The organism is Streptomyces yerevanensis, from assembly GCF_000716805.1.
Classification (GTDB): domain Bacteria; phylum Actinomycetota; class Actinomycetes; order Streptomycetales; family Streptomycetaceae; genus Streptomyces; species Streptomyces flaveus.
Genome location: NZ_JNWJ01000070.1, coordinates 1 through 12226, shown reverse-complemented (window position 1 = coordinate 12226; position 12226 = coordinate 1). Strand labels below are relative to the sequence as shown.

General features: G+C 68.8%; 13 protein-coding genes. 8 read left to right on the top strand and 5 right to left on the bottom strand.

Annotated features, from left to right (window positions below; translation table 11 throughout):
• The first annotated feature begins 305 nt into the window (after window positions 1-305).
• From OP79_RS41720 to cseC, 5 genes are all read left to right on the top strand, one after another.
• Complete coding sequence (locus tag OP79_RS41720) at window positions 306-1190, top strand: HhH-GPD family protein (protein ID WP_106972617.1); 885 nt, start codon at window positions 306-308, stop codon at window positions 1188-1190.
• Between the two features lie 377 nt (window positions 1191-1567).
• Window positions 1568-2131 carry a SigE family RNA polymerase sigma factor gene (locus tag OP79_RS41715; protein ID WP_033328333.1) on the top strand — a complete coding sequence of 188 codons (564 nt, stop codon included), beginning with the start codon at window positions 1568-1570 and terminating at the stop codon, window positions 2129-2131.
• On the top strand, window positions 2119-2781 hold the full coding sequence (locus tag OP79_RS41710; RefSeq protein ID WP_425428678.1) for a hypothetical protein: 663 nt from the start codon (window positions 2119-2121) through the stop codon (window positions 2779-2781). Before OP79_RS41715 ends, OP79_RS41710 begins: the two co-directional genes overlap by 13 nt.
• Before the next feature lie 123 nt (window positions 2782-2904).
• Window positions 2905-3621, top strand: coding sequence for a two-component system response regulator CseB (gene cseB / locus OP79_RS41705; RefSeq protein WP_033328332.1), 717 nt, complete (start codon window positions 2905-2907; stop codon window positions 3619-3621).
• Window positions 3622-3739: 118 nt separating this feature from the next.
• On the top strand, window positions 3740-5038 hold the full coding sequence (gene cseC, locus OP79_RS41700) for a two-component system sensor histidine kinase CseC (protein ID WP_033328331.1): 1299 nt from the start codon (window positions 3740-3742) through the stop codon (window positions 5036-5038).
• A gap of 26 nt (window positions 5039-5064) precedes the next feature.
• On the opposite strand, the gene OP79_RS41695 is transcribed toward cseC, so the two are convergent.
• The 3 genes from OP79_RS41695 to OP79_RS41685 form a co-directional block, all read right to left on the bottom strand.
• Window positions 5065-5511, bottom strand: coding sequence for a VOC family protein (locus OP79_RS41695; RefSeq protein WP_033328330.1), 447 nt, complete (start codon window positions 5509-5511; stop codon window positions 5065-5067).
• Between the two features lie 64 nt (window positions 5512-5575).
• Window positions 5576-6022, bottom strand: coding sequence for a helix-turn-helix transcriptional regulator (locus OP79_RS41690; protein WP_078492356.1), 447 nt, complete (start codon window positions 6020-6022; stop codon window positions 5576-5578).
• 289 nt (window positions 6023-6311) lie between these two features.
• Window positions 6312-7931 carry an MDR family MFS transporter gene (locus OP79_RS41685; RefSeq protein WP_078492353.1) on the bottom strand — a complete coding sequence of 540 codons (1620 nt, stop codon included), beginning with the start codon at window positions 7929-7931 and terminating at the stop codon, window positions 6312-6314.
• Between the two features lie 151 nt (window positions 7932-8082).
• On the opposite strand from OP79_RS41685, the gene OP79_RS41680 reads away from it, so the two are divergent.
• Window positions 8083-8661 (top strand): TetR/AcrR family transcriptional regulator, encoded by a 579-nt coding sequence (locus tag OP79_RS41680; protein ID WP_033328328.1) that lies wholly within the window; start codon window positions 8083-8085, stop codon window positions 8659-8661.
• Between the two features lie 37 nt (window positions 8662-8698).
• On the opposite strand, the gene OP79_RS41675 is transcribed toward OP79_RS41680, so the two are convergent.
• A complete protein-coding gene (locus tag OP79_RS41675; protein ID WP_033328327.1) occupies window positions 8699-9400 on the bottom strand; it encodes a M23 family metallopeptidase in 702 nt (233 codons plus the stop codon).
• 746 nt (window positions 9401-10146) lie between these two features.
• The gene (locus OP79_RS41670) at window positions 10147-10524 is read right to left on the bottom strand and encodes an ATP-binding protein (protein WP_033328326.1); all 378 of its coding nucleotides are present in this window, start codon (window positions 10522-10524) and stop codon (window positions 10147-10149) included.
• Between the two features lie 321 nt (window positions 10525-10845).
• Between OP79_RS41670 and OP79_RS41665 the strand changes: the two genes are divergently transcribed.
• The gene (locus OP79_RS41665) at window positions 10846-11748 is read left to right on the top strand and encodes a helix-turn-helix domain-containing protein (RefSeq protein ID WP_033328325.1); all 903 of its coding nucleotides are present in this window, start codon (window positions 10846-10848) and stop codon (window positions 11746-11748) included.
• The gene (locus OP79_RS41660; protein WP_033328324.1) at window positions 11745-11942 is read left to right on the top strand and encodes a DUF397 domain-containing protein; all 198 of its coding nucleotides are present in this window, start codon (window positions 11745-11747) and stop codon (window positions 11940-11942) included. The genes OP79_RS41665 and OP79_RS41660 overlap by 4 nt, the downstream gene beginning before the upstream one ends.
• The last annotated feature ends 284 nt before the right edge of the window (window positions 11943-12226 follow it).

The window sequence follows — 12226 nt, the reverse complement described above, 5'->3', positions numbered from 1 at the left end:
TAGGTTCTGTCTCGGAGAACCCGCACCGTGTACCCGCCCAGGGTCGTACGCCCGCCCTGCGACGGGCTGACGCACCGGCCCACGACCCCGACCCCCCACCCACCCAGGGGCGCGGGGAACTGCGCGACCAGCCACCCACCAACCCGCACCCGCCCACGAACCAAACGAACCACCCCCGTAGGCGCCCCGCCCAACCGCCGGAGGCAGGCGCGGGGAACGGCGCGACCAGCCACGACGCACCCGCAGACAAAAACAAACCCATGACCGCCCAACCGCCGGAGGCACATGGCAGGATCGGTGGCGAAATGACTGCGCCCACCGAAACCCTCCACACCCCCGTCATCCACTGGTTCGAAGAACACGCCCGCGACCTCCCCTGGCGCCGCCCCGAAGCCGGCCCCTGGGGCGTCATGGTCAGCGAGTTCATGCTGCAGCAGACGCCGGTCAACCGCGTGCTGCCGGTGTACGAGCAGTGGCTCAAACGCTGGCCCCGCCCCGCCGACCTCGCCAAGGAGTCCCCGGGCGAGGCCGTCAGGGCCTGGGGACGCCTCGGTTACCCACGGCGCGCACTGCGCCTGCACGGAGCCGCCACGGCCATAGCGGAGCGCCACGGCGGGGACGTACCCACCGATCACGCGAAGCTGCTCGCCCTGCCCGGCATCGGCGAGTACACGGCCGCCGCCGTGGCCTCGTTCGCGTACGGGCAGCGCCATGCCGTCCTCGACACGAACGTGCGCCGCGTGCTCGCGCGAGCCGTCACCGGTGTGCAGTACCCCCCGACCGCCACCACCGCCGCCGAACGCAAGCTCGCCCGCGCCCTGCTGCCCGAGGACGAGCACACGGCCTCGCGCTGGGCCGCCGCCTCCATGGAACTCGGCGCGCTGGTCTGCACGGCGAAGAACGAGAGCTGCGTACGGTGTCCGATCGCGGCCCAGTGCGCCTGGCGCCTGGCCGGCAAACCCGCGTACGAGGGCCCGCCGCGCCGCGGCCAGACGTACGCGGGCACGGACCGCCAGGTGCGCGGCCGGCTCCTCGCCGTCCTGCGCGACACGTCCGGCCCGGTCCCGCAGCCGGTCCTCGACCGCGTCTGGGACGAGCCCGTCCAACGCGCCCGCGCCCTGGACGGCCTGGTCGCCGACGGTCTGGTCGAGCCCCTCCCCGGTGGCCTGTACCGACTTCCCCTCACCTGACGCGCGTACCAGCCCCTCCCCCTCCAGTCGGCCTCGCCCTTCCCCCTCAGTCGACCTCAACCGATCTCAGCCGTCCCACAGGTTCTGCAAGGCGAATCACAGGTTCCCCTCAGCCCACTGACACACAACGCGGCGTTACCGCCGGCAACCCTGGCGGGCAAATCCCCCCAATCCCGCTCCATCCCCCATACCTCTTTACTCCCGCCCTACTTCCGTTACACAACCGACGGACAGCCGAGCGCTCGCCGCAGGCTCGCTCGGACAACCCCGTGACAAGCCCTCCGTAGCTTCATTGGCGTACCGCGGACCAGCGGCACACGAAGCGGAGAACAGCCGGCAGCAGGCAGGTCGGTAACGGGGATCGGAGGCGGTTGGACATGGCGCACGGCGAGGTGCTCGAGTTCGAAGAGTACGTACGCATCAGGCAGGACGCGCTGCTGCGCAGTGCCCGCCGTCTGGTGCCGGACCCGGTCGACGCCCAGGACCTGCTGCAGACGGCGCTGGTCCGCACGTACGGCCGCTGGGACGGAATCGCGGACAAGCGTCTCGCGGACGCCTATCTGCGCCGCGTCATGATCAACACGCGTACGGAGTGGTGGCGGGCCCGCAAGCTGGAGGAGGTCCCCACCGAGCAGCTGCCGGACGCGAGCGTGGACGACTCGACCGAGCAGCACGCGGATCGCGCGCTGCTGATGGACATCCTGAAGGTGCTGGCTCCGAAGCAGCGCAGTGTCGTGGTGCTGCGACACTGGGAGCAGATGTCCACGGAAGAGACGGCCGCCGCCCTCGGTATGTCGGCCGGAACGGTCAAGAGCACGCTGCACCGGGCCCTGGCCCGGCTCCGCGAGGAGCTGGAGAGCCGCGGCTATGAGGGGCGCGCGCTCGAACCGGGCAAGGCGGGCAGGGACAAGGCTAAGGAGCAGGAGCGTTGCGCGGCCTAGACGCAGGACCGGACACGGAGCCCCCGCGGGCCCGTGGGGCCCTGAAGGCGGCGATCACGGCAGTGGCCGTGATCGCCGTCCTCGGCCTGTTGGTATCCGCCTGCGGGACGGGCGGCACCGGCGCCCGCGACGAGGGCCCGGCCCGTTCCGACTCGGTGTCGGTGGGCGCCGTCGCGCCCTCCGCCTCGCCCTCCACGGCCGCGCCGAGCGTGGACGCGGTCCGGCTCCTCAAGGCCGACCCGAAGGTCAGCGCGGCGGTCAAGCGCGATCTGCAGCCGTGCGTCGCCGACGAGTACCCGGTCGACGTCTCGTACGGCAAGCTGACGGGCGGATCCGCGAACGACATCGTGGTCAACGTGCTGACCTGCGGCGATGCGGTCGGAGTCGGCTCGTATGTGTATCGCGAGCAGGGCGATGAGTACGAGAACGTCTTCAGGGCCGAGGAGTCCCCGGTCTACGCGGAGATCGACCGGGGCGACCTGGTGGTCACCCAGCAGGTGTACGAGAAGGGCGACTCGGTGGCGCTTCCGTCCGGCGAGGTAGTGATCACGTACCGCTGGACCACGGACCGCTTCACGGAGCGGGCCCGCACGCACAACGACTACAGCAAGGTGGTTGACGGCGAGACGGCGGCTCCGGCCGAGGACTGACCCCCGCCTGACGCTGGCCCTGCCCGACACCTGACAACCGACCCTGTCCGCTGACAATCGGCTGGCCTTCGCTGACAATCGATGCCTCCCGACAACCGACCGACGGAGAACTGAGAGCACCGGATGGCAGAGCAGACCCACGTCCTGTTCGTCGAGGACGACGACGTCATCCGCGAGGCCACCCAGCTCGCGCTGGAGCGCGACGGCTTCGTGGTCACCGCCATGCCCGACGGACTGGCCGGCCTGGAGGCGTTCCGTGCGGACCAGCCCGACATCGCGCTCCTCGATGTGATGGTGCCGGGCCTGGACGGCGTCTCGCTGTGCCGCCGGATCCGCGACGAGTCCACGGTCCCGGTGATCATGCTGTCGGCCCGCGCCGACTCCATCGATGTCGTACTGGGCCTGGAGGCGGGCGCCGACGACTACGTCACCAAGCCCTTCGACGGGGCCGTCCTGGTCGCCCGGATCCGCGCGGTGCTGCGGCGCTTCGGGCATGCGAGCGGGCAGCGGGCCGCCGCCGAGGCCGGGAGTTCCTCGTCCGTCGACGGCGGTGTGCTGTCGTTCGGTGACGGCGATCTGGAGATCGACAGGGAGGGCATGGAGGTCCGCAGGGGCGGTACGCCGGTGGCGCTGACGCCCACCGAGATGCGGCTGCTCCTGGAGTTCTCGTCCGTGCCGGGGACCGTGCTTTCGCGCGACAAGCTGCTTGAGCGGGTGTGGGACTACGGCTGGGGCGGTGACACCCGCGTCGTCGACGTCCATGTGCAGCGGCTGCGTACGAAGATCGGCCAGGACCGGATCGAGACGGTCCGCGGCTTCGGCTACAAGTTGAAGGCCTGACCGGATCATGCGGGGGACGAGCACGAGTCCGAGCGGGAATCCGGGCGGGAATCCGAGCGGGAATCCGAGCGGGAATCCGGGCGGGAATCCGGACCGCCGCCGGAGATTCACGCGGCCGATGCTGCGTACGGGTCTCAGGTGGAAGCTCAGCGCGGCGATCGCCGCGGTCGGGGCGCTGGTGGCCGTATCCCTGAGCCTGGTCGTGCACAACGCCGCCCGGTATTCGATGCTCTCCAACGCGCGCGACCTGGCGGACGAGCGCGTGCAGATCGCGCAGCGGAACTACGAGACGTCCGGGCGGACCAACTTCCCCGGCATCAAGATCGACGATCCGGACCTGCCGGGGGACCTGCTGGCGAAGGCCACGGCCGGCCGGCGGGCGACCTATGTGGCGGGCGGCCCCGGCGGTGTGCCCGACATCTGGGCCGCCGTACCGCTCAAGGACGGCCGGATCCTGTCGCTGCACACGGGGTTCACCGACCGCAGCGCGGCCGTCCTTGACGACCTCGACCAGGCGCTGCTCATCGGTTCGAGCGTGCTCGTCTTCGGCGGCTGCGCGCTCGGTGTCCTCATCGGCGGCCAGCTCTCGCGGCGGCTGCGCAAGGCGGCCACGGCGGCCCGGCAGGTCGCGCAGGGCGAGACGGATGTACGGGTGCGGGACGCCATCGGTGGAGTCGTACGCGACGAGACCGATGACCTCGCGCGGGCCGTGGACGCGATGGCGGACGCGCTCAGTCGGCGCCTGGAGGCCGAGCGCCGGGTGACCGCCGATATCGCGCACGAGCTGCGTACGCCGGTGACCGGGCTGCTCACGGCGGCCGAGCTGCTGCCACCGGGGCGGCCGACGGAACTCGTACGGGACCGGGCACAGGCGATGCGTACGCTCGTCGAGGACGTCCTTGAGGTGGCCCGACTGGACAGCGCGTCCGAGCGGGCCGAGTTGCAGGACATCCTGCTGGGCGAGTTCGTGAGCCGGCGGGTGGCGGCGCGGGACGCGGCCATCAAGATGCGGGTGGTGCACGAGTCGCAGGTCACCACCGACCCGCGCCGCCTGGAGCGGGTCCTCATCAACCTGCTGGTCAACGCCGCCAAGCACGGCAGGCCGCCCATCGAGGTCACGGTGGAGGGCCGGGTCATCCGCGTACGCGACCACGGGCCCGGCTTCCCCGAGGAACTGCTGGCCCAAGGGCCGAGCCGCTTCCGCACCGGCAGCACCGACCGCGCGGGCCACGGTCACGGCCTTGGCCTGACCATCGCGGCAGGCCAGGCCCGGGTGCTGGGCGCACGGCTCACCTTCCGCAACGTACGCCCCGTGGCTGCGCCGGAGGACGTGCCCGCGGAGGGGGCGGTGGCGGTGCTGTGGCTGCCGGAGCACGCGCCGACGAATACGGGGAGCTATCCGATGCTGCCGGAGTAGGGCGCCGGTGCGGCGCCCCCGGGGCTTCAGCAGGTCCAGTCCTTGTCCAGGTCGAGACCGCCCTCGCGGGGCTGGGTGAACGAGAACCAGTTCCCGGAGTCGTCGCGGAACAGCGCCTCTGTGCCGTACGGCCGCTCCTGGGGTTCCTGGAGGAACTCCACGCCGCGGTCCTTGAGCTTCTTGTAGTCGCCGTGGATGTCGTCGGTGGTCAGCACGCCCGCGCCGAGGGCGCCCTTGGCGACGAGCTTCTTGATCATCTCGGCGGACTCGGGGTCCATCCCTGGCCCGTTCGGCACCATCAGCGTGAGCTCGACGCCGGGCTGATCCGGGGAACCGACGGTGAGCCAGCGCATGCCGCCCTCACCCATCGTCATGTCCGTACGGACCTCGAGGCCGAGCTTCTCGGTGTAGAACTTCTTGGCCCGGTCCTGGTCCAGGACCCAGACGGTCGAGATGGCGAGACCCTTGATCATGGCGTGCTCCTGTGGCTGCGGGCTGCGGTTCGTGCTTGTCATGTCACGGTAGGCAGCGGCGCCGTCAGTCCGCTTCTCCAGAATTGCGCTGTGCGTTGGGCTGTGCACTGGGTTCTGCGCCGGCAGGAGCCGATCTGAAGCCGCCGGCCCAGTGCATGACGTAGCACCCCGGTATGAGGGCGGTCCCGCGCCCCACGTGCTTCGCCCGGTACTCACTGGGCGTCAGTCCGGTGAACGCCTTGAACCGGGCCGAGAACGTACCCAGACTGCTGAAGCCGACGAGGTGGCAGATCTCCGTCACCGACAGGTTCGCGGTGCGCAGCAGGTCCTCGGCCCGTTCGATGCGGCGGTGCGTCAGATACTGCCCGGGCGTCTCCCCATACGCCTCCTTGAAGGCGCGTATGAAGTGATACCGCGAGTACCCGGCGTGCGCGGCCACGGCATCGAGGTCGAGCCCGGGCTCCGCCCAGTCCCGATCCATCGCATCCTTGGCCAGCCGCAGCTGCCGCATCTTGTCCATGCCGTCGATGGTGGCACGCGCCACTGACAACGCTCCGACGCGCGCCTTCCGCCCCCCGCCCACCAAGGGCTCCGGCCCTGGACCTCGCTGAGGGCTCCACCTCCTGGACGCCCTCGGGGCTTCGCCCCGGACCCCGTTCCTCAAACTCCCCCAGCTACCGCTGGGGAGGTAGCTGGGGGAGTTTGAGGACGAGGCCGCCAGGCCGATCAGCGAGGGTTCGGGGGCGCAGCTCCGAGCATGGGACGGGTAGTAGGGGCGGCGGGGGCGAAACAAACCACCCTCAGACCCGCTCCGCCACCGCCCCCTTCGACGGAAGGTCACCGTCACTCACCGGGCCCTCGGCCTCCTGCGGCGCCGCCCCCTTCAACGGCACCTCCTTCACGAATACAGCCGCCACCAAAGCCACAACGGCCACGATCGACCCCAGCAGGAACGCCGAATGCGTACCGGAGGACACCGCGTGCTGATACGCCTCCCGAGCCGCCTCCGGCAACTTCGCCAGACTCGCCGCGTCCAACTGCGCGGACCGTTCGGTGACCGCGGACCCGGCCGATCCGGCCCGCTCGGCCATCACGTCCTGGACCCGGTTGTTGAACAGGGCTCCCATGATCGCGACACCGAAGGACGCCCCGAGCGTACGGAACAGGGTCGTGGAGGAGGAGGCGACTCCCATGTCCTTCATCTCGACACTGTTCTGCGCGACCAGCATGGTGATCTGCATCAGGCATCCCATGCCCGCGCCGAGAACCGCCATGTAGAGACCGGAGGTGACCCGCGACGTATCCGTGTCCATCTGCGCGAGCAGGAACAGCCCGACGGCCATCAGCACACTGCCCACGAGCGGAAAGACCTTGTACCGGCCGGTGTTCGTGGTCACCCGCCCCGCGACCATCGACACGATGAGCATCGCACCGAGCATCGGCAGCAGCAGCAACCCGGAGTTGGTCGCGGACGCGCCCTGCACGGCCTGCTGGTACAGCGGCAGGAACAGCACCGCACCGAACATCACGAACCCGGTGATGAAACCGATGACCGACATCAGCGAGAAGTTGCGGATGCGGAAGATGTGCAGCGGCATCACCGGCTCAGCGGCCTTGGTCTGCACGAACACGAAGCCCACCAGCGCGGCGACCCCGATCCCGATCAGCTCCATGATCATGGCGGAGCCCCAGGCGTACTCGGTGCCACCCCACGTGGTGACGAGCACGATCGCCGTGATGCCCGCGGCCAGCAGCCCGGCACCCAGGTAGTCGATCCGAGCCTGCGCCCGCTTCTTGGGCAGATGCAGTACGGCACCGATGGCGAGGAGCGCCACGGCACCGAGCGGCAGGTTGATGTAGAAGGACCAGCGCCAGCCCCAGTTGTCGGTGATGGTGCCGCCGATGAGCGGTCCGCCGATCATGGCGAGCGCCATCACGCCGGCCATCATGCCCTGGTACTTGCCGCGTTCCCGGGGCGGTATCAGATCGCCGATGATCGCCATGACACCGACCATCAGACCACCGGCGCCGAGCCCCTGAACGGCCCGGAACCCGATCAACTGCCCCATGTCCTGCGCCATACCGCTCAGGGCCGACCCGATCAGAAAGAGCACGATCGAGGTCATGAAGATGCCCTTGCGGCCGTACATGTCGCCGAGCTTGCCCCAGATCGGAGTGGAGGCGGCGGTCGCGAGCGTGTACGCGGTGACGACCCACGACAGATGCTCGAGTCCGCCCAGCTCACCCACGATCGTCGGCATGGCGGTCCCGATGATCATGTTGTCGAGCATCGCGAGCATCATCGCGATCATCAGCGCGAGCAGGACGACGCGTACGCTCCTGGGCTTCTTGCCCCCGCTGTCCTGCATTGCCCCGGTGTCCGCGGCCACATCCCCTGTTTCTGTTTCGGTGTCCGCCATCGTCCCCACTCCCCTGGTACCGCCTTGCTACTTACTTGCCGCCCGGCAAGTTGACTACACTTGGAACGTAGGTCCGCAACTAGCCGGGCGTCAAGTAAGTTTTTCTTTACCCGCCTCTTTACCCACCCATGAAGCGCTAGGAGCAGCCACGATGGGCGCCAGCAGGCAACAACGCGGACACACCCGCCAGCGCATCCAGGACGTGGCCCTCGAACTCTTCACCGAGCAGGGCTACGAGAAGACGTCCCTGCGCGAGATCGCGGAGCGGCTGAATGTCACAAAGGCGGCGCTCTACTACCACTTCAGGACCAAGGAAGACATCCTCATCAGCCTCTTCCGGGATCTGACGAAGCCGATCGACGAGCTGACCGAATGGGGCAAGCAGCAGCCGCGCACCCTGGAGACGAAACGCGAGATCCTCAACCGCTACAGCGAGGCCCTCAACGACGCGGCCCCTCTGTTCCGCTTCATTCAGGAGAACCAGGCGACCGTGCGAGAGCTGCGTGCCGGCGGGGAATTCAAGGACCGCATGCTCCTCATGGTGGACCTGCTCAGGGAGCCGGACGCCACGATGACCGACCAGGTCCGCTGCGTCACCGCCCTGTTCTCCATGCACGCCGGGATGTTCGCCCTCAGGGACCTCGAAGGCGACCCCGAGGAGAAGCGCAAGGCCATCCTCGAGGTCGCCACAGAACTGATCACCAGAGCCAACTCCCCCAAGGAGTCCTGAAGGCCCTTTGTCGCTTACGGATGTCGCTTACGGATCCTCAGAGGGTGAGGCCCTTGGCGCGCAGGAAGCGTACGGGGTCTATCGCGGAGCCGTAGTCGGCGGACGTACGGATCTCGAAGTGCAGGTGCGGACCACTGGAGTTGCCGGTGTTGCCGGAGAGCCCGATGCGCTGACCGGTCGCGACGACCTGGCCGGCATTCACCTCGACGCGCGACAGGTGGGCGTACTGCGAGTAGGTCCCGTTGCCGTGCCGGACCACGATGGCGTTGCCGTACGCGGGCCCGTCACCGGCGCCGTTGCCGCCGGCCTTGACGACGGTGCCGCCGTGCGTGGCGAAGACCTTGGTGCCGGAGGCGACGGCGAAGTCCTGGCCGGAGTGGGTCGAGTTCCACAGGTTTCCGGCCTGGTTGAAGCTGGCGGAGAGTTTGTACTTCTGGACCGGGTCGACCCAGGAAGGCTTCGGGGCCTTCTTGGCGGCGGCCTTCTTCACGGCCTCGGCGGGCTTGCCCTGAGCGGCGACCTCGGCCTTCGACGCCGACTCGGCCTGAACCGCCGCCTGCTCCCGTACGGACGCCGCAGCACTCCCCTGCACCGCCCCGGCGTTCGCCGAATCACCGGCGGCGGCCGCGACCCCGGACCCCAGCGCGACCGACACCCCCAGCCCGGCGGCCATGGCAGCCGCCCTGGCACGGAGCGGGGACGTACGGAGAACGTGGGACTTGGTGATGCGCTGCGACATGGGGACTACCTCCGAAGGGATGGGCACGAACGCACCCGGCGCGCTGTCGATGCGCCGGGTGAGGTCCCTTGGTAACCCGCGATCCCGCTGTCCCACAAAGGGCTCATCTACGAGTCAAAGTCGTACTTGACTCTGAAACTTCCACCTTCTTGACATGAAGGGCATCCCGTATTGAATCCTCCGCGTTTCATATTGAAAGTCTGGTTTAACCCCACTTCACAGCCGTCCGCTTGCACCCCGAACACTCCCCTCCGGGCCGGGCCCGGCCGCCACCGAGGCGCCCACCCACCCCTCGACCCAAAGGTCCGTTTTGCCCCACCACGCGTCACCACTACTCGCCCTAGTACCGGACAAATCGCCTGTGCGTCATGTCACCGGTCGGCAAGATCCAGACGCCCTGGGATGTGACGCGCACTACGCTGACCAGGCAGTCTCCGTGCCGTCGGGAGAACGTCGCGGAACCCTCAGCTATCGGGGTCCGGCTGGCAGTGTCCACAGATGTGGTGCTGCGGAGGCAGGCGCGGCGGCGGGCCCCAGGGTGTACTGGTCCCACAGCGCGAGCACTTCGCCCCGCCATGTTCACGCATCGCTCGTTTGAGCACCTAAAGGACACACGGCCCTTCACTGTTCACGCTTTCTGCGGGGTAGGCGTCATGGGCCCGCGATGCGCGCACGCCCTGGAGGCCGCCCCACAGGGCGGTACACCGCGTCCGCGGACGCGGCCGTCCGGCCGACACCGAGCGTCGTCACCGATTGAGCTGGAACCACACCCCTTTTCCACCCTCCGTCGGCGTCACCCCACACACATCCGACAGCGCGGTGACTAGGAACAGGCCTCGCCCACCGTCATCCCCGGCCGACGCCCGCCGGGGCGAGGGCAGCCGCGCACTCCCGTCGTACACGGCGACGCGAACATGAGTGGCCTCGACGGCTGCTCTGAGATGTACGTCGCCCTGCGCATGCCGGTGCACATTGGTCACCAACTCGGAGGTGCACAACGCAGCCGTCTCGGCGAGTTCGCCCAGCCCCAGCGTCTCCAGAGTGGAGCGCACGAAGTCCCGGCAGACCTTGGGCGAGGTCACGACGGCAGGGGTGAACAGGGTGTAGGTGAGCGGAAGTTCCATGGCTGACGCCTCCAAGGCGGCCTGACGCTGAACGCAGGAATCTGGACGTGAACTGCCTTGTCGACCGACGCCGGCCGCGGTGTCTCTGCCGCCCCATGGGCGCGACCCCGCCCGGAACGGGGTCGCTGATCAGCGGTGCACTTCCGCGACACGGCGTGCGTGTACGCATACGTCGACGGCGAGGCTTCCGACATCACTGCGTGAGCGTCGCCTCACACAACGTAGAGATAACTCAGCACGTTAGCAACCTCGTTAGCCAGATCGGTGGACCCTGTCCCACCAAGACGGCAAACTGGCCCCGAACTTCAGGGAGGCCCACCCTTGGCCCTACGGCTACACATCACCGAACGTCAGCGACGACTCGGCATCGAGCTGCGCAAGCTTCGCGAAGCCGCCGGCCTGAACCTCGCCGAAGCCGCCGCGCTCATCGACATGGGGCGTCCGCACCTGAACCACATCGAGGCCGCCCGTACCGCCATCCCCGCAGAACGTCTCCGCGAACTGGTGCGCGAGTACGGGTGCACAAGTGCCCCGCACATCGACGAGCTGGTACGCATGGCGGAGAGCAACGGCAAGGGCTGGTGGTCCGAGTACCGGAAGCTCATGCCTGCCCGCACGACCGACCTGGCGGAGTTGGAGGACCGCGCCACCGAGATCGCGAGCTACGAGACGCTGCTGATCCCCGGCTTGTTGCAGACCGAGTCGTACATGCGCGCCCTCTTCGAGTCCGCTCGGCCGGATGCCACGACGGCGGAGACCGACACGCTCGTCCGCTTCCGACTCGCGCGTCAGCGCATCCTCACGGGCGAACGTCCCCCGCGCCTGCACGCCATCATTCACGAGGCGGCCCTGCACATGGTGATCGGCGGCCCTCATGTCATGCGCGACCAACTGGCACACCTGATCCGCGCCGCCGCCCACGAACACGTGACGGTCCAGGTCCTCCCGTTCGACCGGGCCCATCACACCTGGGTCAGCGCCCCGTTCCTGTTCCTCAGCCCGGGTGTGCCAGGCTTGGAGACGGTGTTCATCGAGCACCCTGCCGCAGCACTCAGCCTCCACGAAGCCCAGGACCTGGCCCACTACCGTGCGACCGTCGCCACCCTGGCGCGCAACGCGCTCCCGGCGATCGTCCCCACGGCCTCACCCGACCGTCATGAAGAACGCGACTCCTGGGGCCTCATCCAGCACGTGCTGTACACCCATCGAGGAGCACCCCAATGACCGAACTCATCTGGCAGAAGTCGTCGTTCAGCGAAGCCGGGGGCGCCAACTGCCTCTACGTCGCCGCCACCCCCACCGGCACGGTCCACCTCCGAGAGAGCGACACCCCGGACGCCGTCCTCACCACCACCCCCGCCACCCTGGCCGCCCTCATACGAACGCTCGCCCGAACCCCACACGTTCGGGTGACATGAAACGGTTCGCCCCCGCGTAACGATCACCGTGCGCGAGCCTCGCCTCATGCACGAGAACGTCGAGGCCCTGCCCTCCTGGGACAAAATGGCCCGCACTCGGCCGGAGCCAAATAGTGCAGCAGCCTGCTGCACTATTGCCGCGGAGCCACATCACGGCCTCGCTTCACCGGACCGTTCGGACGCCCCCGCCCCGCCCCCCGCCGTCACCCCCGCCACCTGCCCCGCCCCCCCCCCGATCTTCGCCAGCCGGGCCAGCGTGGGGCTCGACAAGACCTCCCCTATGT

Bases quoted from the DNA above. Each gene is read 5' to 3' on its own strand.
- OP79_RS41720 (WP_106972617.1), top strand. From the start codon at position 306: ATGACTGCGCCCACCGAAACCCTCCACACCCCCGTCATCCACTGGTTC.
- OP79_RS41715 (WP_033328333.1), top strand. From the start codon at position 1,568: ATGGCGCACGGCGAGGTGCTCGAGTTCGAAGAGTACGTACGCATCAGG.
- cseB (WP_033328332.1), top strand. From the start codon at position 2,905: ATGGCAGAGCAGACCCACGTCCTGTTCGTCGAGGACGACGACGTCATC.
- cseC (WP_033328331.1), top strand. From the start codon at position 3,740: ATGCTGCGTACGGGTCTCAGGTGGAAGCTCAGCGCGGCGATCGCCGCG.
- OP79_RS41695 (WP_033328330.1), bottom strand. From the start codon at position 5,511: ATGATCAAGGGTCTCGCCATCTCGACCGTCTGGGTCCTGGACCAGGAC.
- OP79_RS41690 (WP_078492356.1), bottom strand. From the start codon at position 6,022: ATGCGGCAGCTGCGGCTGGCCAAGGATGCGATGGATCGGGACTGGGCG.
- OP79_RS41685 (WP_078492353.1), bottom strand. From the start codon at position 7,931: ATGGCGGACACCGAAACAGAAACAGGGGATGTGGCCGCGGACACCGGG.
- OP79_RS41680 (WP_033328328.1), top strand. From the start codon at position 8,083: ATGGGCGCCAGCAGGCAACAACGCGGACACACCCGCCAGCGCATCCAG.
- OP79_RS41675 (WP_033328327.1), bottom strand. From the start codon at position 9,400: ATGTCGCAGCGCATCACCAAGTCCCACGTTCTCCGTACGTCCCCGCTC.
- OP79_RS41670 (WP_033328326.1), bottom strand. From the start codon at position 10,524: ATGGAACTTCCGCTCACCTACACCCTGTTCACCCCTGCCGTCGTGACC.
- OP79_RS41660 (WP_033328324.1), top strand. From the start codon at position 11,745: ATGACCGAACTCATCTGGCAGAAGTCGTCGTTCAGCGAAGCCGGGGGC.